This window comes from Flavobacterium phragmitis, assembly GCF_900112575.1.
Classification (GTDB): domain Bacteria; phylum Bacteroidota; class Bacteroidia; order Flavobacteriales; family Flavobacteriaceae; genus Flavobacterium; species Flavobacterium phragmitis.
The window spans coordinates 135,664-155,233 of the sequence record NZ_FOMH01000013.1; the positions used below are offsets into that span (position 1 = coordinate 135,664).

General features: G+C 34.0%; 22 protein-coding genes and 4 tRNA genes. 7 read left to right on the plus strand and 19 right to left on the minus strand.

The genetic code is table 11. The features are described from left to right. Window positions 1–157: 157 nt before the first annotated feature. The 3 genes from BM289_RS21415 (at window position 158) to BM289_RS21425 (ending at window position 1,955) form a co-directional block, all read left to right on the plus strand. The gene (locus tag BM289_RS21415) at window positions 158–706 is read left to right on the plus strand and encodes an acyl-CoA thioesterase (RefSeq protein ID WP_091497420.1); all 549 of its coding nucleotides are present in this window, start codon (window positions 158–160) and stop codon (window positions 704–706) included. A gap of 40 nt (window positions 707–746) precedes the next feature. Further along, window positions 747–1,148: a VOC family protein gene (locus BM289_RS21420; protein ID WP_091497423.1), complete on the plus strand. Its 402-nt coding sequence runs from the start codon at window positions 747–749 to the stop codon at window positions 1,146–1,148. 237 nt (window positions 1,149–1,385) lie between these two features. Continuing rightward, on the plus strand, window positions 1,386–1,955 hold the full coding sequence (locus tag BM289_RS21425; RefSeq protein ID WP_167365476.1) for a YceI family protein: 570 nt from the start codon (window positions 1,386–1,388) through the stop codon (window positions 1,953–1,955). A gap of 4 nt (window positions 1,956–1,959) precedes the next feature. Here the strand turns inward: BM289_RS21425 and BM289_RS21430 are convergent, their stop codons facing one another. Beyond that, on the minus strand, window positions 1,960–2,871 hold the full coding sequence (locus BM289_RS21430; protein WP_091497428.1) for a TIGR01777 family oxidoreductase: 912 nt from the start codon (window positions 2,869–2,871) through the stop codon (window positions 1,960–1,962). Between the two features lie 98 nt (window positions 2,872–2,969). Between BM289_RS21430 and BM289_RS21435 the strand changes: the two genes are divergently transcribed. Further along, a complete protein-coding gene (locus BM289_RS21435; protein WP_091497431.1) occupies window positions 2,970–3,629 on the plus strand; it encodes a TetR family transcriptional regulator C-terminal domain-containing protein in 660 nt (219 codons plus the stop codon). Beyond that, window positions 3,629–4,933 carry an ABC1 kinase family protein gene (locus tag BM289_RS21440; RefSeq protein ID WP_091497434.1) on the plus strand — a complete coding sequence of 435 codons (1,305 nt, stop codon included), beginning with the start codon at window positions 3,629–3,631 and terminating at the stop codon, window positions 4,931–4,933. Before BM289_RS21435 ends, BM289_RS21440 begins: the two co-directional genes overlap by 1 nt. 353 nt (window positions 4,934–5,286) lie before the next feature. Here BM289_RS21440 and BM289_RS21445 read toward each other — a convergent pair whose 3' ends face one another. The 13 genes from BM289_RS21445 to BM289_RS21505 all read right to left on the minus strand — a co-directional run bounded on the left by BM289_RS21445 (window position 5,287) and on the right by BM289_RS21505 (window position 13,976). After that, window positions 5,287–6,582 (minus strand): cryptochrome/photolyase family protein, encoded by a 1,296-nt coding sequence (locus tag BM289_RS21445; RefSeq protein ID WP_091497541.1) that lies wholly within the window; start codon window positions 6,580–6,582, stop codon window positions 5,287–5,289. A gap of 202 nt (window positions 6,583–6,784) precedes the next feature. Next, the gene (locus tag BM289_RS21450; RefSeq protein WP_091497436.1) at window positions 6,785–7,294 is read right to left on the minus strand and encodes an SRPBCC family protein; all 510 of its coding nucleotides are present in this window, start codon (window positions 7,292–7,294) and stop codon (window positions 6,785–6,787) included. Window positions 7,295–7,324: 30 nt separating this feature from the next. Then, a complete protein-coding gene (locus tag BM289_RS21455) occupies window positions 7,325–7,765 on the minus strand; it encodes a sterol desaturase family protein (protein ID WP_091497438.1) in 441 nt (146 codons plus the stop codon). A gap of 266 nt (window positions 7,766–8,031) precedes the next feature. Next, complete coding sequence (locus BM289_RS21460; protein ID WP_091497441.1) at window positions 8,032–8,871, minus strand: phytoene/squalene synthase family protein; 840 nt, start codon at window positions 8,869–8,871, stop codon at window positions 8,032–8,034. 4 nt (window positions 8,872–8,875) lie between these two features. Then, window positions 8,876–10,342 (minus strand): phytoene desaturase family protein, encoded by a 1,467-nt coding sequence (locus BM289_RS21465; RefSeq protein ID WP_091497443.1) that lies wholly within the window; start codon window positions 10,340–10,342, stop codon window positions 8,876–8,878. Window positions 10,343–10,381: 39 nt separating this feature from the next. Further along, the gene (locus BM289_RS21470) at window positions 10,382–11,281 is read right to left on the minus strand and encodes a MerR family transcriptional regulator (RefSeq protein WP_091497446.1); all 900 of its coding nucleotides are present in this window, start codon (window positions 11,279–11,281) and stop codon (window positions 10,382–10,384) included. A 205-nt stretch (window positions 11,282–11,486) separates the two neighbouring features. Further along, a complete protein-coding gene (locus BM289_RS21475) occupies window positions 11,487–11,990 on the minus strand; it encodes a tetratricopeptide repeat protein (RefSeq protein WP_244165435.1) in 504 nt (167 codons plus the stop codon). Between the two features lie 243 nt (window positions 11,991–12,233). Continuing rightward, window positions 12,234–12,644 (minus strand): DUF5367 domain-containing protein, encoded by a 411-nt coding sequence (locus tag BM289_RS21480; RefSeq protein ID WP_091497451.1) that lies wholly within the window; start codon window positions 12,642–12,644, stop codon window positions 12,234–12,236. A gap of 149 nt (window positions 12,645–12,793) precedes the next feature. Further along, a tRNA-Lys gene (locus tag BM289_RS21485) sits at window positions 12,794–12,866 on the minus strand. 182 nt (window positions 12,867–13,048) lie between these two features. After that, the gene (locus BM289_RS21490; RefSeq protein WP_244165436.1) at window positions 13,049–13,402 is read right to left on the minus strand and encodes an XRE family transcriptional regulator; all 354 of its coding nucleotides are present in this window, start codon (window positions 13,400–13,402) and stop codon (window positions 13,049–13,051) included. A gap of 263 nt (window positions 13,403–13,665) precedes the next feature. Next, a tRNA-Leu gene (locus tag BM289_RS21495) sits at window positions 13,666–13,748 on the minus strand. Between the two features lie 42 nt (window positions 13,749–13,790). Then, window positions 13,791–13,863, minus strand: a tRNA-Lys gene (locus tag BM289_RS21500). Window positions 13,864–13,903: 40 nt separating this feature from the next. Then, window positions 13,904–13,976: transfer RNA gene (locus tag BM289_RS21505), tRNA-Lys, on the minus strand. A 126-nt stretch (window positions 13,977–14,102) separates the two neighbouring features. Here BM289_RS21505 and BM289_RS21510 point away from each other — a divergent pair. After that, window positions 14,103–14,621, plus strand: a complete 519-nt coding sequence (locus tag BM289_RS21510) for a shikimate kinase (RefSeq protein WP_091497455.1) — start codon at window positions 14,103–14,105, stop codon at window positions 14,619–14,621. Here the strand turns inward: BM289_RS21510 and BM289_RS21515 are convergent. Beyond that, the gene (locus tag BM289_RS21515) at window positions 14,613–15,113 is read right to left on the minus strand and encodes a phosphoribosyltransferase domain-containing protein (RefSeq protein ID WP_091497458.1); all 501 of its coding nucleotides are present in this window, start codon (window positions 15,111–15,113) and stop codon (window positions 14,613–14,615) included. The two genes, BM289_RS21510 and BM289_RS21515, sit on opposite strands and share 9 nt — an antisense overlap. Before the next feature lie 139 nt (window positions 15,114–15,252). Continuing rightward, complete coding sequence (locus BM289_RS21520; RefSeq protein ID WP_091497460.1) at window positions 15,253–15,648, minus strand: RNA-binding S4 domain-containing protein; 396 nt, start codon at window positions 15,646–15,648, stop codon at window positions 15,253–15,255. Window positions 15,649–15,728: 80 nt separating this feature from the next. Between BM289_RS21520 and BM289_RS21525 the strand changes: the two genes are divergently transcribed. Then, window positions 15,729–16,880 (plus strand): BamM family beta-barrel-assembly machinery protein, encoded by a 1,152-nt coding sequence (locus BM289_RS21525; RefSeq protein WP_091497463.1) that lies wholly within the window; start codon window positions 15,729–15,731, stop codon window positions 16,878–16,880. Between the two features lie 68 nt (window positions 16,881–16,948). On the opposite strand, the gene BM289_RS21530 is transcribed toward BM289_RS21525, so the two are convergent. The 3 genes from BM289_RS21530 to BM289_RS21540 form a co-directional block, all read right to left on the minus strand. Then, window positions 16,949–17,902: a transketolase family protein gene (locus tag BM289_RS21530; protein ID WP_091497466.1), complete on the minus strand. Its 954-nt coding sequence runs from the start codon at window positions 17,900–17,902 to the stop codon at window positions 16,949–16,951. Window positions 17,903–17,979: 77 nt separating this feature from the next. Beyond that, window positions 17,980–18,828, minus strand: a complete 849-nt coding sequence (locus tag BM289_RS21535) for a transketolase (RefSeq protein WP_091497468.1) — start codon at window positions 18,826–18,828, stop codon at window positions 17,980–17,982. Window positions 18,829–19,084: 256 nt separating this feature from the next. Beyond that, window positions 19,085–19,387 (minus strand): hypothetical protein, encoded by a 303-nt coding sequence (locus BM289_RS21540; RefSeq protein WP_091497471.1) that lies wholly within the window; start codon window positions 19,385–19,387, stop codon window positions 19,085–19,087. Window positions 19,388–19,570: the final 183 nt, after the last annotated feature.

Sequence of the window (19,570 nt, forward strand, 5' to 3'; positions counted from 1 at the left end):
TTTACTTTGTCTTTAAGAGAATAAAGAAAGAAACTAGTTTCTAACACATAGTTTGCTATGTGAATTTATGCAAGTGAAACGCCTTTTTTTAGATTCCAATAAGCTATGTTTCTATGTGTTTTAAAAAAAAACTAACCATTCCAAAAAACAAAAAAGCATGACTACAGATTTTAAACCCGTTTCTTCATCAAAAGTTAGTATATCAGAATTAATGCTTCCTTCGCATACCAATTTTAGCGGTAAAATTCACGGAGGATATATTTTGCAATTACTGGATCAGATTGCGTTTGCTTCGGCATCAAAATTCAGTGGTAATTACTGTGTAACGGCTTCGGTTGATACGGTAAACTTTCTAAAACCGATTGAAGTGGGAGAATTAGTTACTATGAAAGCTTCTGTAAATTATGTAGGAAGAAGTTCCATGGTTGTGGGAATTCGTGTCGAAGCAGAAAACATTCAGACAGGCGTAATCAAACATTGTAATTCGTCTTATTTTACAATGGTTGCCAAAGACAAAGAAGGAAAAAGTGTTCAGGTTCCCGGATTAATTTTGTCCAATCTGGAAGAAGTACGCCGTTTTAGAAAAGCAATCAAACATATTGAAGTTCGCAAAGAAGTAGAAGAACACGAAAAACTGACTAATATCAATTCGATTGAAGATTTAGCAAGTTTAGAAAAGTATAATGTTCTTTTAGAAATCAGTTAAATTTCTTATATTTAATTCAAACACATTAAATAAAGAAATCATGATAAAGTTTGGATATACAATATTGTACGTTGAAGATGTAGAAGAATCAGTAACATTTTACGAGAATGCATTTGGGTTTCACAGAAAATTCATAAGCCCGGAACATGATTATGGTGAATTAATTACAGGAACAACCACACTTGCATTTGCATCAAAAAGTCTGGCATCACAAAATTTTACAGACGGTTTTATAGAAAGTAGTTTAGAAGACAAACCGTTTGCTATAGAAATTGGATTTATTGTAGAGAATGTTCCTGAAGTTTTACAAAAAGCCACTTCTTTTGGAGCTGTAATTGTATCAGAACCAGTAGAAAAACCATGGGGACAAGTCGTTGCTTACGTAAGAGATTTGAACGGTTTTTTGATTGAAATTTGTACAGAAGTTGAAAATGTAGTTTAAATACATTTTACATCGACTAAAGGTGTTTTTAGGTTAAAAACATTCACAAATATTTAGCATTAGCCGGAGAACTTTCCAAGCATAAATTTCGTAACTTTAAGTGTAATCATTAGGGTTACGAAATTTATTCACGGAGTATTGCCGTTCGATTTTTCCAGATTAGTCGGAATCTAATTTTTTTTACCTTCTGTTAACCAAGACAAATTGAATGACATAATTGTTTAAATGCAGACGATTATGAAAACAACTACCTTATTATTTTTACTTTTAACTGCTTTTTCTGTACTCGCTCAGGACAGATTTTTTACCAACACGGGAACTGTAAATTTTGAAGCTTCCGTTCCTTTATTCGAAGAGATAAAAGCAGTAAACAGACAGGTTATAATTCTTTTGGAGCCTAAAACCAGTACTTTTGTTTGTACTGTTATGATTAAAGATTTTCGGTTTAAATTAGATTTAATGCAGGAGCATTTCAACGAAAATTATTTAGAAAGCAACCGTTACCCAAAAGCGGTTTTTAAAGGTAAAATCGAAAAATTCGATTTAAAAGATATTAATGAAATCGAGAAGAAATACGAGATCAAAGGAAAATTAAATATGAAAGGCAAGTCGAAAGAAATTGTCGTAAATGCTTTAATCAAAAGAGTTCCCGAAGGAATTCAGGTAATTTCAGATTTTCCAATAACGGTTTCCGATTTCAATATCAAAATCCCAAGCAAAATAGCGTCGAAAATTTCCCAAACAGCCAATACAGAACTGACGGGAATTATTCATGATGAAGAAGGAATGTACGCTACTTTGAAATAAGAGATTATTTTAAGCAGTTAATTAATGTTTTTTCTAAATCAGTAAACTGAAATTCGAAACCTGTTTTCTGAATTTTTTCAGAAGAAACTCTTTGTCCGGTTAAAACAGCTTTACTCATTTCACCTAAAACTATTTTTAGTATAAAAGGAGGAATTTTGGGTAACCAAATACTGTAGTCAAACAATTTAGCAAATGTCTTAGAAAATCTGGAATTTGTGGTGTTGTCAGTGATGCACGCGTTGTATGGGCCTTCTAATTCTGGATCTTCAACAGCTTTTAAATAAATACCGCACAAATCGTCAATATGAATCCAAGGAAGATATTGTTTTCCCGTGCCTAAAATGGCGCCAAATCCCGATTTAAAACTCGGAGTTAGTTTTTTTAGAAAACCTTCGTTTTTACCAAAAACAATTCCGGTTCTTATTTTAACAGTTCTAATTTCTAAAGCGCCAATTTTATCAACGGCGCTTTCCCATTTTTGGCAGGTTGTACCTAAAAAATCATCTGCGGGAGGTGTATTCTCGGTGCAGATTTTATGACTGGTAACTGCGCCATAAATTCCAACTGCCGAAGCCGAGACAAAAGCTTCCAGTTTTTTATTGTTTTTTTCTAATACCGAAAGAATTAAATCAATAGGTTTTACACGGCTTTCCAGAATGGCTTTTTTTCTTTTATTTGTCCATCTTTTTTCTACAATTCCTTCGCCGGCAAGATGAATAATGTAATCAGCATTTAGAACCGCATTTTCATCAATGTAGTTTTTGTTTAAATCCCATTTATAATAGGTTATGGCAGGAGAACTTTCTTTGGCAGACCGACTCAAAACAGACACAGTAAATCCAGCTTCAAGAAGAACATCGGTTAAATGTTTTCCAATGAATCCGCTTCCGCCCGTTAATAGAACATTTTGAGCCATAATAGTTTATAATATATTTAACAGTCTAACTTGTTTAAGGATTAGTAAAGGTACTTAAACAATGTTTACCTTTATGGCAAATTCTAAATTTTAATAAAATGGCGACTAAAAAAAAGGTAATTACCAAAGATGATATCGTTTCAATATACATGGATGAAGTTTTAGAAAAAGGTCAAAAACCAAAATCGGTTTATCATTTTGCGAAAGAAAATGATTTTACAGAAGCTGAGTTTTATTCCTTTTTTGGAACATTGGAAGGTTTAGAAAAAGAAATATTCCGACTGTTTTTTGAAAACACAGTTGGATTGCTTCACAAAAATGAAGAATATCAGCAGTATGATATGAAAAATAAAATGCTGAGTTTCTATTTTACTTTCTTTGAAGTTTTAACGGCAAACAGAAGTTATGTGTTGCAGACACTTAAAATAGACCGAAATCCGCTTAAAAATTTAGTACAGCTGACTACACTTCGCGAAAGCTTTAAAAATTACGTTTCAGAAATTCTGACCGATGATTACAGACTGGAACAGGAAAAATTCCAGAAGTTTCAGGAAAAAGCTATTCAGGAATCGGCTTGGTTGCAATTGATGCTGACGATTAAATTCTGGATGGGAGACGAATCGGCTGGATTTGAGAAGACGGATATTTTTATCGAAAAGTCGGTTAATGCTTCATTTGAATTAATGAATGTAGCGCCAATGAATCATTTAATAGATTTTGGAAAATTTCTATTTAAAGAAAAAATACACAGCAGATAATGAAAACGATCGATTATATTCCAACCTCAAAAATAGAAAGAGCCGGAAAACTGGTTCAGACCGGAGCAAAAATTGGAGTAAACTACATTAAGCATTATGCCGAAAAAGTTGTAAATCCAGATTTGACCCGAGATAAACTAAACGAAAATAACGCCGAAGATATTTACGACGGACTAAAAAGCTTAAAGGGAAGTGCACTAAAAGTAGCTCAAATGTTAAGCATGGACAAGAATTTCCTGCCTCAGGCTTATGTGGAGAAATTTTCATTGTCGCAATTTTCTGTTCCGCCTCTTTCTGCACCTTTGGTTTTGAAAACGTTCAAAAATAATTTCGGTAAAACACCTTATGAAATCTTTGATGAGTTCAATCCAAATTCGGTAAACGCTGCGAGTATTGGTCAGGTTCATTTGGCGAAGAAGAATGATAAAAAGTTGGCCGTTAAAATTCAGTATCCAGGTGTTGCCAATAGTATTTCTTCAGATTTGGCTTTGGTAAAACCAATTGCAATCCGAATGTTCAATCTGCAGGGAAAAGATTCAGATAAATATTTTAAAGAAGTTGAAGATAAACTGATTGAGGAAACTAACTATTTGTTAGAATTGAAACAAAGTCAGGAAGTAGTTGATGCTTGCCATAAAATTGAAAATATCACTTTTCCGAATTATTATCCGGAGTTTTCATCAGAGAAAATCATCACGATGGATTGGATGACAGGAATTCATCTTTCTGAATTTACGGCTAAAAATACCGATCAGGAAGTGGGAGATAAAATAGGGCAGGCGCTTTGGGATTTTTATATGTACCAAATTCATGTTTTGCGAAAAGTACACGCCGATCCGCATCCGGGAAATTTTTTGGTTGATGATAAAAATCAATTAATCGCGTTGGATTTTGGTTGTATGAAACAGATTCCTGAGGATTTCTATACACCGTATTTTGAGTTAATCAATAAAAATGTGATTACGGATGAAGCATTATTTAATAAAAAGCTATTCGAATTAGAAATCCTTCGTCCAGACGATACGCCTGCAGAAGTTGAGTATTTTACCGAAATGTTTCATGATTTATTATCACTTTTCACGAAACCTTTCCAAAACGAAACTTTCGATTTTGCCGATGAAACTTTCTTTAACGCTATCGCCGAATTAGGAAAACGTTTTTCTGAAGATACAAACCTAAAAAAAATGAACGGAAACCGTGGCTCAAAACACTTCATCTACATGAACCGCACTTTCTTCGGACTTTATAATTTAATGTTCGATTTGAAAGCGAAAATTGTGGTGGAGAATTATTTGAAATATTAGGTTTTGGCTGTTTTGTTTGTTTCGCCTGTTCGAGCAAAGCTCTCGAGTAAGGTTTAAAGTTTCAAGTTGGTTCAATTTTATGTATAGAACTTTGTCAAAGTTTAAAACTTTGACAAAGTTTTTTTTCGTCTTGTTTGTCATCCTGAACGAAGGATCACAGAAGAAACTCCACACAGAATGTCGCCAATCTTTGTCGATTTACGAGTGTGATCCTTCGTTTCTTAGGATGACAAAAAATGAGTATAAATCTGCTCAATCTGCCAAATCTGCGAGAAACAAAAAATTAAGCGTACAGTAAAACCTGAAACCTGACTCGAGAGCTTTGCTCGAGCAGGCGAAGCAAACAAAATAACTTATTTCAAAATTCCCGCTTTATAAGTAGCAATTGCGCGATCTCTCGCAAAAGCGTGATCAACCATTGGTTCAGCATAACCAAAATCAAATTCAGGAATCCATTTACGGATGTATTCGCCTTTTTCGTCAAATTTCTTTTGCTGGATTTCGGGATTAAAAACTCTGAAATAAGGTGCTGCATCGCAACCTGTTCCGGCAGCCCATTGCCAGTTTCCTACGTTTGAAGCTAGTTCAAAGTCCAAAAGTTTTTCGGCGAAATAAGCTTCGCCCCATTGCCAGTTAATTAATAAGTGTTTGCATAAAAAACTAGCCACAACCATACGAACACGATTGTGCATATAACCCGTTTCATTAAGCTGGCGCATTCCCGCGTCGACCATTGGATAACCTGTGTTTCCAGAACACCAGCGTTTGAAATCCTCTTCGTTATTTCGCCATTGAATCCCATCGTAAGCCGATTTGAAGTTGTGATTGACGCAATTTGGGAAACTAAATAGAATCTGAATAAAGAATTCCCTCCAAATTAATTCACTCAAAAAGGTCTGATTTTTTCTATTGGCCCAGTTTACGAGTTTGCGAATGCTCACTGTTCCGAAACGTAAATGTGGGGAAAGATATGAAGTGCTGTCTAAAGCAGGAAAATCGCGAGTTTCTTTATAATTGGCAATTTGAGTTAAGTTGTGAGGAAGGACTTTTATTGCACTTCTTTCGAAACCAATTCCAGCTAAATCAGGAAACTTAAATTGATTTTTTGCGAAATTGGATGCCAAAGAACTAGAATCATATTCTGGAGCTGAACCTGAAAAATGATACTTTTCGAGCCATTTGTTTTTGTATGGAGTATAAACGGTATATGGAAGTCCGTCGGCTTTTGTGATTTCTTTTTCTTCGAAAATAACGTGATCTTTAAAAGAGAAAGATTCGATATTGTTTTCTTTTAAAAGAGAAGAAATGGCAATGTCACGTTTGATGGCAAAAGGTTCGTAATCTTTATTGAAGAATACATTCTGAATATCGAATTCTTCTAAAAGTGATTTCCAAACTGCTGTAGTTTTTCCTTTTTTGATTAAAATAGATGATCCGAAAGTGTTTAATTCGGTATTTATTTTTTGAAGTGAATCGTAGATAAAGCTTACTCTCGCATCATTTCTTGGTAAATTATCCAGAATATCTTCATCAAAAATAAATAATGGAATTACTGGAAACTTGGATTGTAAAGCGTGGAATAATCCGGTATTATCTTCTAGACGTAAATCACGTCTAAACCAGAAAAAGGAAACTTTTTGTTTTGTCATTTTATAATTTTCGCTTAACGAATATTTTGTATTGTGAATAATTTTAAACACATAGAAACATAGATTTTTTTTACCTAAAAAGAATTTAGAAAGAAACTAGTTTCTAACACATAGTTTCAAGATATAGCTATGTGCTTTTATGCAAGTGAAGCGCCTTTTTCTGCGCAATGAAAACTATGTTTCTATGTGCTTAAAATAAAATTTATATACTCTTTTGCTCTGCGTTAATTTGAATAATCTTGGGTTGTGATTTGGAATTGAACAATTCTTCGATTTTGTTGTATCTGAAATCAAAAATGGTTTTCAGTTTATTTCTAACAATTAATTTATTCATTAAACGGCCCAAAATTCCAAGAGGAAGAGCATAATGGACGATATCGGTCATTTTGGTTCCGCCATCTGGAGTTCTTTCGAAAAAGTGCTTGTGATGCCACAATTTGTAAGGGCCAAAACGCTGAACATCTATGAAATACTGGTTTTCTTTGCAGGCCGTAATTTCGGTGACCCAGGAAATCTTGATTCCTAAAAGTGGTCTTAAAGTGTAGGTTATGATTTGTCCGTGATACATTCGCTTGTCGTCAAAATCCTGAATGGTGAAATTCATATTATCAAGCGTGATTGTCTGCAGGTTTTTTGGACTGGAGAAAAAATCCCAGCAGTCTTCAACGCTGGCATTTACATATTGAACGGTTGCTATTTTGTATAATTTCATAAAACTGTAGTTGTAAATGTTACTTATCAGTTACATTTTATAATACTTAAATGGTACAAACAACATTCCGAAACATTCTCCTTTTTCTTTTCCAAGGTGTTTGTGATGTATTTTATGCGCTTTTCTAAGTCCGATGAGATATTTGTTTTTGGTATTTTTAAACCATTTGAAACGTTGATGAATCAAAACGTCATGAATTAAAAAATAACAGGCTCCGTAAAGCGTAACACCGCAGGCAATGAAAAACAAATAATTGAATCCGCCCTGAACACCAAAATAAAACAAGAGAATACTCGGAATGGCAAAAATGACAAAGAAAATGTCATTGCGTTCAAACGTATCCTCGTATTTCGGCTGATGGTGATCTTCGTGAAAATACCACATAAAACCGTGCATTACGTATTTGTGCGTAAGCCAGGTAACACATTCCATAAACAGAAAAACGCCTATAAAGATTAAAAAAGAAATCATTTTATAAATGTTGTAAATTAAAATTATGATTTTATTTCTTTTGAGTTTTGCTTTAGATGATAAAAGATTGACTCTAAAAGATTTTTATTTATTAGTTTTATTATTGATTCTCTCATTTTTTGTCATTTCGACCTAAGGGAGAAATCACACGCGGGATTCGGCAAAGATTGGCGACATTCTATACGGAGTTTCTTGTGTGATTTGCTTCGCCTGTTCGCTATCGCTCGGGTCTCCCTTCGGTCGAAATGACAAACTGTACGTATAATCTATACTAATTTAAGCTTATAAGTCACAAAAGATTGCGCTAAAAGTCCCGCTTTTGTATAATTAGAAACCCGAATTCTCGAATTTCCAATTTCATGTGATGGCGTATTTTTTAGCTTTTTGAGCAGTTTTTTGTAATACACATAAGCAGTATAAACTCCAAATTTGGCTTCGATTGGCAATTTTACAATTCCCTGATAAGCTATTCTGAAATCTTCTTCAATTTCCTTGATAATTTGTTCTTTCGAATCTTCGTTAAAATTGTTGAGGTTGATTCCCGGAAAATAAGCGCGGTTTAAAATCGTGCTGTCGTCTTTTAAATCTCTCAAAAAATTGACTTTCTGAAATGCCGATCCTAAACGCATGGCCTCGTCTTTTAACTGCTCGTATTTGTGTTCTTTTCCAGAAACAAAAACTTTCAGACACATTAAACCTACTACATCGGCAGAACCGTAAATGTAATCAGCATATTCGGTTTGGGTGCTGTAAGTTGATTTAATCAGATCCAGTTTCATGCTTTTTAAAAATGCCTGAACCAAATCGTCTGTGATATTGTATTCTTTTACAGTATGTTGAAAGGAGTTTAAAATAGGATTTAGGCTAATTCCCAATTCCATTGCTTTGTAATATTCTTTTTCGAAATCATCGATAAGATATTCTTTTTCGTAATCATGAAATGAATCTACGATTTCGTCGGCAAAACGAACAAATCCGTAAATGCTGTAAATGGCGTCGCGTATGCTTGGCGACAGCATTTTTACGGCAATCGAGAAAGAAGAGCTGTAGTTTTTGGTAACCAGCTTACTGCATTTGAAAGAAACGGCATCGAATAGTGATTTCATTTTTTTAAGATCTTAAAGATTTTTGAATTAATTCAGCGACTAGTTTTCCAGAAATTAACGAAGGCGGAACACCCGGGCCGGGAACAGTTAATTGTCCTGTAAAATATAAGTTACGAACTTTTTTGCTTTTTAGTTTTGGTCTCAGAAAAGCCGTTTGCAATAAAGTATTGGCCATTCCGTAAGCATTTCCCTTGTAAGCGTTATAATCGGTTACAAAGTCATTTTTACAGAACGATTTCTTAAAGATAATGTTATTTCTAATTTCTTGTTGCGTAAGTTGTTCAAAACGAGTGATTATCTTTTCGAAATATTCTTCTCTTAGGGCTTCATTATCTTCAATTCCAGGCGCAAGCGGAATTAAGAAAAAACCGGTTTCCATTCCTTCAGGTGCACAAGTCAAATCTGTTTTGGATGGGAAATTGGCATAAAATAAGGGTTCGGCAGGCCATTTTGGTTGGTCATAAATATCAATGGCGTGCTGATTAAAATCGGTATCAAAAAACAAAGCGTGATGCGAAATGTTTTCGATTTTTTTATTGAAACCGATAAAAAACAAGAGTGAAGATGGCGCAAAGATTCTGCTTTCCCAATATTCATCAGAATAAGCGCGATGTTCTTTTTCGAGTAAAGTTTCGGTATGCTGATAATCGGCGCCGCTTAAAATAATATCGGCTTTTAGGATTTCTCCATTAATAACAATTCCGGTTGCGGTTTTGTCTTCAACGATTATTTTTTCGATTGGCGAATTGGTTTTAATGGTTACGCCTAGTTCTAAAGCCAATTTTTCGATGCCGCGAATAACATCAAACATTCCCGTTTTTGGATGCCAGGTTCCGAGACCGAAATCGGCGTAATTCATGAAATTGTAGAATGAGGGCGTTTTGGTTGGTTTTGCTCCGAGGAATAAAACCGGAAATTCCAGAATCTGAATCAGCTTTTTGTTTTTGAATTTCTTGCGAATATCAGCACTGACATTTCCTAAAAACTGATTGAGTTTTAGAGCGGTTTCTTTTGTAACCAACTCCAACGGAGAAACTCCGGGACGATAAACCAAATCTTTTATGGCAATATCATAATTGCTTTTAGCTTGATTGATAAAGGTTTCCAGTTTTTGACCACTTCCTTTTTCAATTTCCTCAAATGTGTTTTTAATTGCAGCAAGATTATCATAAATGCTGATAAAATCATTTATGCCAAAATAAACACGATAAGCTGGATTGAGTTTTACCAGTTCGTAATAGTCGGAAGTTTTTTTGTCAAAGTCTTGAAAGAAACGTTCAAAAACATCGGGCATCCAATACCAGCTTGGTCCCATGTCGAAAGTAAAACCGTCTTTTTTGAATTGACGTGCACGGCCTCCAATCGTTGGATTTTTTTCATAAATAGTGACACTGTTTCCTTGATGGGCAAGATAACAAGCGGCGGCTAGGGAGGAAAAGCCAGATCCTATTATTTTGATTGTTTTTCTCATTTGTTTAACAAATATAGAAAAACTTTAAACAAAATAAAACTAGATCATGTTAATAGTTTCTTCCATTGAGTCAAAAATGCGGATTCTTTCGGGTAAACCATTTTGGTCAATATGATCGACCATTTTACCCATAAGCCAGATTTCGTTGTTTTTCTGCAACAATTTCTGTCCCATCGATTTTACATACTGATTGATTACGCTACGATCCGGCTGAACGGTCATGAAAGAAATAAAGGTAATATTCTCAAAATGTCTCGTTAAATCCTGAAGATTTTCAATCGGCATACTTTCGCCTAAATAAATGGTTTTGTAACCTTTATCCAGAATTTCGTACTGTAAGTATAATAAACCGATTTGGTGAATTTCATTCAGCGGAAGCGATAAAACAAAAATTCTGTCGGTTTTGGTTGGTTTTCTAATCTGAAGGCTTTCGGTATAAATCAATATTTTCTGCTTGATCAAATGACTCATAAAATGTTCATTTGCAGGCGTAATTGTTTCGGATTGCCACAACAATCCAAGCTCTTTTAAAAGCGGTAAAAAATGTTCTTTAAAAACTTCCTTAAAAGTCTTTTCTGAAATAAGCCAATCGAATGTATTGAAGAATAATTCCTGATCAAAATTCATCATCGCCATTTTGAAAGAAGTTATAGCATAGTTCTGAGAATTTTTCTTAGAAATGATTTCGCGTACCAATTGTGGTATCTTTTCTTCCGGATACGTTGCTATTTTAGAAATCTTATAACCATATTCGTGTAACAACGTAATGTTTAAAAGTTTCTGCAGATTGTGAAGATTGTAAAATCTAATATTAGTATCGGTTCGCATTGGTTCAAGGATATTGTATCTCTTTTCCCAGATGCGTATGGTATGCGCTTTAATTCCAGATAAGTTCTCAAGATCTTTTATGCTGAAAACAGTTTTTATATTGTTTATCATTTTTCGCGATTAGGTCGACAAATGTAAAACAAAATCTAATATACAACCTTAAAACCACATTAAAAAGATAGAGAATTAGAGGTTTAGGTATTTAAAATATATTTTTTACCTAAAATCAGGTATTTTTTTCTTAAGAAATTTATTACTTTGACAATAAAATGAAAATAGCCTTCACATAAATTATGAAGGCTGTTTTTAAAGTTGATTATTTGCAGTAATTCGCTTTGTTTTTTATGGCGCTCTGACTTCCTAATTCAATTGCTTTAGTAAAATCTTTGCAGGCATTTCTTTTATCACCATTTTCATTATATGCCAAACCTCTTAAATTGTAAGCGATATAATCTTTCGGGTTTAAACCTAAAGACGAAGTGCAGTCGTCTATAGCGCCTTTGTAATTTTTTAGTTTGTAATACACATTGGCTCTGCCGGTAAAAGCATCGGCATTCATGTTATCCAATTCAATGGTTTTGCTAAAATCGGCTTCGGCACCTTTCAAATCATTTAATTTGTATTTGGCTACACCGCGATTTTGGTAAGCTTCGACAAATTTAGAATTCATACTGATGGCTTTGGTGTAATCTGCGATGGCGCCTTTGGTGTTTCCAGCTTCAGCTTTTTTCATGGCTTTGTCAAAATAGCCAGTGGCAGATTGTGCCCATACAGAGCACGTCATCATCATAACGGATGACAATAATAGTAGGTTTTTCATAGGACTAATTTGGGATTAGTGATTCATTATTTTCTAAACGAATTTAGGGAAGTTTTTATTTTGTAAGAGAATTTATTTTTTAAATTATGATTAGAAAATTTAAACATTTGATGTGAAAGGAGAAAAAGAAAAATGTATTATTGATATACTTGCAATAAAGTTGTTTTAATCTTGGTTTTTTTAAATGAAGAATTTAAAGAAAAGTCAATTATAGAGATTTAGGATAGTAAGAGGAGGTTTGTTTTAATCTATTTTAGTTTTTCTTGTTTTTTTTCTAAAAACCCCGAAAATTAAAACAACAGAGTATGCAAACATTAACCATGATGCAAAAGTTTTACTATGGCTTTCAGGTAAATTAAGAAATAATTTTTCAAAAAACTGTATACATAATGTATCCAGTAACATTCCTGGTAAAACCATAGCGACTGCCGCTTTTACGCTTTCAAGATTGTCTAAGTTAAATTTGTTGAAAACCGAGGTTGAGATGAAGCCTAATGCTGGAATAAGGATGAGGTACAATGCAGACATTATTAAAGGATTGTCAACTATGAAAAAATAGTGACCTGCGATTCTAAATAATATAGTGGCTGAAAGCCACACCAGAAATCCAACAATAAAACTAATTAGAAGGTAATTTTCTTTTTGTGTTTTCATTATTAATCAATTAATTGTTGTTACACTAAAATAAAGATAGTTTTTTTGTAATTGTTTCTTCGTGGTTCTAGTTAGAATCTTAAGTTTTTTGATTATAACTGTAAAAATTACAAGGTATAAAAAAAGCAACTTTAAAAAGTTGCTTTTTGTGACCCGACTGGGGCTCGAACCCAGGACCCCATCATTAAAAGTGATGTGCTCTACCGACTGAGCTATCGAGTCTTCATTTCTTTAATGAGGGTGCAAAGATAAGTACTTTATTTAGTTTGCAAAGCCTTTTTGGAAAGGAATTTTAAATTAATTTCAATTGTTAGTGTAAGTGCTTACTTTGCAGTGGAATATATTTTGTTTTTTTTTGTGATAATAAAGGCGAAGAATCAAAACTGCTGATTTTTCTGAATTATTTATTTGATTAGTTTTTCGAGTCTTTGCATCATCTCTTCTTTTTCTCTTAACATACGCTCATATAAAACTATTTTTTCTTCGTGCAGTTGAATCAATTTGTCAATTGGATTGTTGTTGAAAGTTGGATTGTAATTTACCAAACCTTGAGTGTCATGAAATGTATTGGAGATAATGTTTATTGCCTGTTCCTCGTTAAAGTTTTGAAAAGCTTCTACAGGAATTTTTAATACCGCTGAAATTTGTTTCAAAAGGTTATCCTCAATTACATCTTTCTGCTCCAATAAAGAAATTTTCTTTTGACTCCAGTCTTCTCCTAAATCATAAGCCAATGCTTCTTGTTTTATGTTAAGCATTTCTGTAAAACGTTTCACGTTTCTTCCTTGATGTATTTTTTGTTACATATTGAGTGTTTGTTTTTCAAAGGCTCAAAGATAAAGCCGTACAGGTTGAAAAAATCTGATTTTCAAAGATAAAAAAATATCCTGCAAATTATCTTTTTGTGAGATATTATGTCTGTTTTGTGTGTCGCAAATGAAATTGTCGAGCAAAAGAAGAAAGGTGTAATAATAAAAAATGCGCAAGCCTCTGTACTTATTGGTTTGCGCTTTTTAATTTGTGACCACGGTGGGATTTGAACCCACACGCCCTTACGAGCACCACCCCCTCAAGATGGCGAGTCTACCGTTTCTCCACGTGGCCTAAAATGAAAAAGGTCGAGTAAAATGAATTACCCGACCTTTGTGACCCGACTGGGGCTCGAACCCAGGACCCCATCATTAAAAGTGATGTGCTCTACCGACTGAGCTATCGAGTCATTGCTTTCAAGAAATTTAATTTGTTTATCACAAAATTTGTGACCCGACTGGGGCTCGAACCCAGGACCCCATCATTAAAAGTGATGTGCTCTACCGACTGAGCTATCGAGTCATTTAATTTCTTGAATGCGGGTGCAAATATAAGGAGTTTATTTTGAAGTTTGCAAGCAATTTTATTATAAATTTGTCTTTTTTTTGGAAAAATTTCCAATTGCTTAGTTTATAAGGTTTTATTAGTATGAAGAAAATAGTATTGTTAGGTTACATGGGTTGCGGAAAGTCGACAATCGCCCAAAATTTGTCAAAAATTACAAATATTCCGTTCTTAGATTTGGATAAAATTATCGAAGAAAGAGCAAAAATGTCCATAAATGAGATTTTTGAGAAGCACGGAGAGATCTATTTTCGAAAATTGGAACACGAAATATTTGTAGAGTTATTGCAATCTGACGAAAATAATATTATCGGATTAGGTGGAGGGACTCCATGTTATGCTAATAATCATGAATTGCTAAAAGGAGAAAATGTTGATTCGATCTATTTGAAGGCATCAATCGATACTTTATATAATAGATTAGTATATAATAAAAGTAAACGTCCTTTAATTGCGAATATGGACGAAGAAGAAATGAGAGAGTTTATCGCGAAACATTTATTCGACAGAAGTTTTTACTATAATCAGGCCAAACATAAGGTTGTAGTTGATGATAAATCTGTCGAAGAAACGGTTCAGGATATATTGCAAGTTTTAGCTTAAAGAAGCGTAGTTCCCGTTTTCTGAGTCGAAAACAACCTGAACATGCTCTAATAATGAAGTCGAAAGAGAAATGCCCTTAAAGTCTGCCTTTACAGGGTATTTTTTATGATTTCTGTCAACCAGTACTGCAGTTTTGAATTTTTTAAGCGGTACGTCTAAGAAATGACGAACAGCATATATTAATGTAGTTCCAGAATTTAAAACGTCATCCACAAGAACTAATCCTTTGTTTGAATATTCTTCAGGGCTTAATGAAGTTTGTATAGTATCCTGAGGGTTTTGTTTGTTTACTTTGACCTCGCAAATCGAAACTTTTAAAGTAGAGATACTGCTTAAAGCAGTAGCTATTTTTTCTGCAAAAACAAATCCATTAGAAGCAATGCCCGCAATAACGACTTCTTCTTCGTCAACAAAAGTTTCGTAGATTTGATAAGCGATACGTTTTATTTTGTGTTCGACTTCCTGATTCGTTAAGATGATGTTACTGCTCATAATTAAATTTTTTTGCTAAAGTACAAATTTTAAAATCCAATACTAAAAATCCAAATTCCAAATTTGGCTGTTAGTTCGTTCAATGTTAAGTTTGTATTTAGGGTTTGGGAAAATTGGAATTTAAAAAAAAAAGGAATTTTTAAATTTCGTCTTCATCGTTCTCATTGAAGACTTCATCTCCGTAATCATCAATGTCTCTACGATCTTTTTTGGTTGGTCTTCCTGTTCCGCTTTTTCGATAATGTTCTTTTGATAGCTTTAGAAGTTCTAAATGTGCGTAGGCTTCTGGTGGAGTTTCGTTTTTACGATAAATATCGACCAATTTTGCACCAACACGATTTTCTGGAATATCCAACACGGTTATTATCTGTGTAATTTGATCTTTTCTAAAAGTAATTCGGTCTGTAGGAAAAACTTCTTTGGACGGTTTTGCAACCTGTCCGTTTACAGTAATGTGGTTCTTTTTGCAAGCTTCAGTAACCATGTTTCTGGTCTTGTAATAACGAACGCACCATAAGTATTTATCTACTCTCATATAATTTTCTAAATTCCAAGTTAAATTCTTTACAAAAATAAATCAATATTGTATCTTGCGCACCTAAAAAAATCATAATAATGAATAAATTTAAATATTATTTTGTTTTATTACTGGCTGGTATTGCCATCGTATCTTGTAATAAAAAAGATGATGATAATATAGAGATTACTCCTCCAAGGGATTATGCAGAGCAGTATAAGGCTGATAATGATTCGATTGTAAAATATTTAAAAAATAATTTTATTGAGGTTGATACTCAAACCTTTGATGTTAAAGTAAGTAAGATTACAGATCCAGCGACACAGGTTTCTATTTGGGACCAAAAGACTTATCCTTTGGAGTATAGAGATGTATATAATCGTGATGTGACTTATAGAGTTTATTATTTAACATTTAGAAAAGGTGCTGGAGAAGCTCCTTGTAACTTTGATAGTGTTAATGTATCTTATGTAGGAAGTCTTTTAAATGGGACTGAGTTTGATAACTCCTATGGTTTAGGGCGTGATTTGAATTTGGATGTCTATGCAGCTGTTAGTTCACTTGAAGGTTGGGGAGAAATTATGCCTAAATTTAAAACTGGAGTTCGCAGTGCTGTTGGCGCTGATGGTACATATACTTATAGTGATTATGGTGCTGGAATGATGTTTTTGCCTTCAGGTTTAGGATATTATGCTAATACTCAAAGTGCTATTCCAGCTTATTCTCCGTTAGTGTTTAGTTTTAAGTTGTATAGTTTAAGAAGAGTTGATAGTGAATACAATATTACAGCTAACGGACGTGTTGTGGTTGGAGATGGTGTTCCAACTTATTTAGAGGATATTAATGGCGACGGTTATGTTTATGATCAAAGAGATACATCAAGATTTCCTAATCTGCCAAAAGAATTAATTGATGATACAGATGGTGATGGAATTGCTGATTTTGTTGATTTCGATGATGATGGTGACGGTTATACTACTAGATTTGAAATTACAAAACCAACAGGTGCTCCATTTTCAGGAATTAGTTTGTATTATCCATACAATCCAATGCCGGATAATCCAGATACCAAAAATGTAGATGAGAGCGAAATATGGGGGATTCCTAGAAGGTTTACAGGTCCGCTTGTAGATCCAAGTAAGCCAGAATCGGCAACGAATCCTAAAACAGCTACTGTTGAAGATTACACGGATCCAACTCGATTAAGATTGCATCTGGATAAAAATAACCATTCAGGAACTGGGTACTAAATAAAATAAAAGACTATAAAAAAAACCTCGAAATTCAATTTCGAGGTTTTTTTATATATAGAAAAAAATTATTTTCTTTTAATAACTCTTTCTACAGCTTCAACAATCGCTTGATTGTTCAATTTGTATTTTTCCATTAATTGCTCTGGTGTTCCAGATTCACCAAAACTATCTTTTACAGCAACAAATTCTTGTGGAGCTGGATTGTTTAAAGCTAATACGCCTGAAACACTTTCTCCAAGACCTCCAAGATAGTTGTGCTCTTCGGCAGTTACAACACATTTCGTTTTTGCAACAGATTTTAAGATTGCTTCTTCGTCAAGAGGTTTGATAGTGTGGATGTTGATTACTTCGGCAGAGATTCCTTTAGCTTCTAAAGCTTCAGCAGCGATAAGCGCTTCCCAAACCAAGTGACCTGTAGCGATAATTGTTACATCTGTTCCTTCGTTTAACATAATCGCTTTTCCAATTACGAATGGTTCGTCAGCAGGAGTGAAGTTTGCTACTACCGGACGACCGAAACGTAAATAAGCTGGACCGTGGTGATCTGCTAATGCAATTGTAGCCGCTTTAGTCTGGTTGTAATCGCAAGTGTTGATTACAGTCATTCCTGGCAACATTTTCATTAATCCGATATCTTCTAGGATTTGGTGAGTTGCACCATCTTCTCCTAAAGTTAAACCAGCATGAGAAGCACAGATTTTTACGTTTTTATCTGAATAAGCAACAGATTGACGAATTTGATCGTAAACTCTTCCAGTAGAGAAGTTAGCGAAAGTTCCTGTGAAAGGAATTTTTCCTCCAATAGTTAAACCTGCAGCGATTCCGATCATGTTAGCTTCTGCGATTCCGATTTGGAAAAAGCGCTCTGGGTGATTTTTCTTGAATTCATCAAATTTTAATGATCCAATTAAGTCAGCACATAATGCTACAACATTTTCATTTTTTTGACCTAGTTCAGTCATTCCCGCTCCAAAACCAGAGCGAGTGTCTTTACTTCCTGTATTTTCGTATTTTTTCATTTTATTTCTTTTGAGATGTTGGTCCCTGATAGATTAGGTTCTTAAACTGAAAACTGTCTACTGAGACTGAACACTTTTTAATAGTCTGCTAAAGTTGAAACGTTTTGAGCCAAAGCACTTGCCAATTGATCGTTGTTTGGTGCTTTACCATGCCAAGCGTGAGTATGCATCATGAAATCAACACCATTACCCATTTCTGTATGTAATAAAATACAAACTGGTTTTCCTTTTCCTGTTCTTGATTTGGCATCGGTCAATCCAGCAATGATAGCGTCGATGTTGTTTCCTTCTTCAATATCTAAAACATCCCAGCCAAAAGCTTCGAATTTAGCGCGAAGACTTCCCATTGGAAGAACTTCGTCTGTAGTTCCATCAATTTGTTTACCATTAAGGTCAACAGTTGCAATGATGTTGTCTACTTTTTTAGCAGAAGCATACATGATAGCTTCCCAGTTTTGACCTTCTTGCAATTCACCATCTCCGTGTAAACTGTACACGATATGATTGTCTTTGTTTAATTTTTTAGCTTGCGCTGCTCCAAGAGCTACAGATAAACCTTGTCCTAATGAACCAGAAGCAATACGAACTCCAGGTAAACCTTCGTGAGTTGTTGGGTGCCCTTGTAAACGAGAATCTAACAATCTGAATGTTGCTAATTCTGATACAGGAAAATAACCGCTTCTTGCTAATACGCTGTAGAATACTGGTGAGATGTGTCCGTTTGAAAGAAAGAATAAATCTTCTCCAATTCCGTTCATATCAAAACCTTCTTTGCGTTCCATTATATTTTGATATAGTGTTACCAAAAATTCAGTACAACCTAAAGAACCACCTGGGTGTCCAGAGTTTACAGCATGTACCATTCTAAGAATATCTCTTCTTACTTGGATCGTTAAATCGCTTAATTGTTGAGTGTTAGGTTTCATTTTATTTGTAAAAGTTAAACTGAAGCAAAAGTAACGGATATTTTGTGGGGAGACAAATGATTTTCTGCTTTAGTTCATTTCAATTGTTAAATTTTTTTGCTCTTTTTTTATCAAAACTAAAGAAAAAACAAGAAATTGATAATCGTATAAAAAGAAATGCTACAGATTAAACGGATTGTAATGATTTTAAAATCTATTAAATCTGTGTAATCTGCAGCAAAAAGAAAACGTAGAAGTTTATAAGGTCTGATTTTTTTTAATTTGTATCGCTTTCGCTGTAATAATTATTCTCTTCATCTTCAGAACCAATATCTTCCTGCTGATCGTCTAGTTCAGAGCCGGGAACATCCAAATCATTTCCGATTTTATCGCTGTTCTGTTTCCATTCGTGATTGTCATTATTAATTATTCTTTCTCCAGAAATGTCTTGAGGATCAATGTCTTCTAGTCTTTCTTCTTGATTGTAGATGTCTTCGTTTGCTGGATAATCCATATTTTCAAGGTTTTTTTCGATTTGATTGTCCTTGATATCGTCTAATTTATCTTCTGAGTTTATCATGATTTCTAAAATTTTAGTTGAATATTAAAATTACGAAAGAAATGAATGAGTTTGTTATACTTTACTAATAGCATTGTTGCAGTTTTTACATTCCGATTTTATTGATGGACTTTCTTGAAGAACCGTTTGCGTTAGCGATTACTTCAAAATATTTTATTTTTTATTGGAGTTCAGTGAATTTCA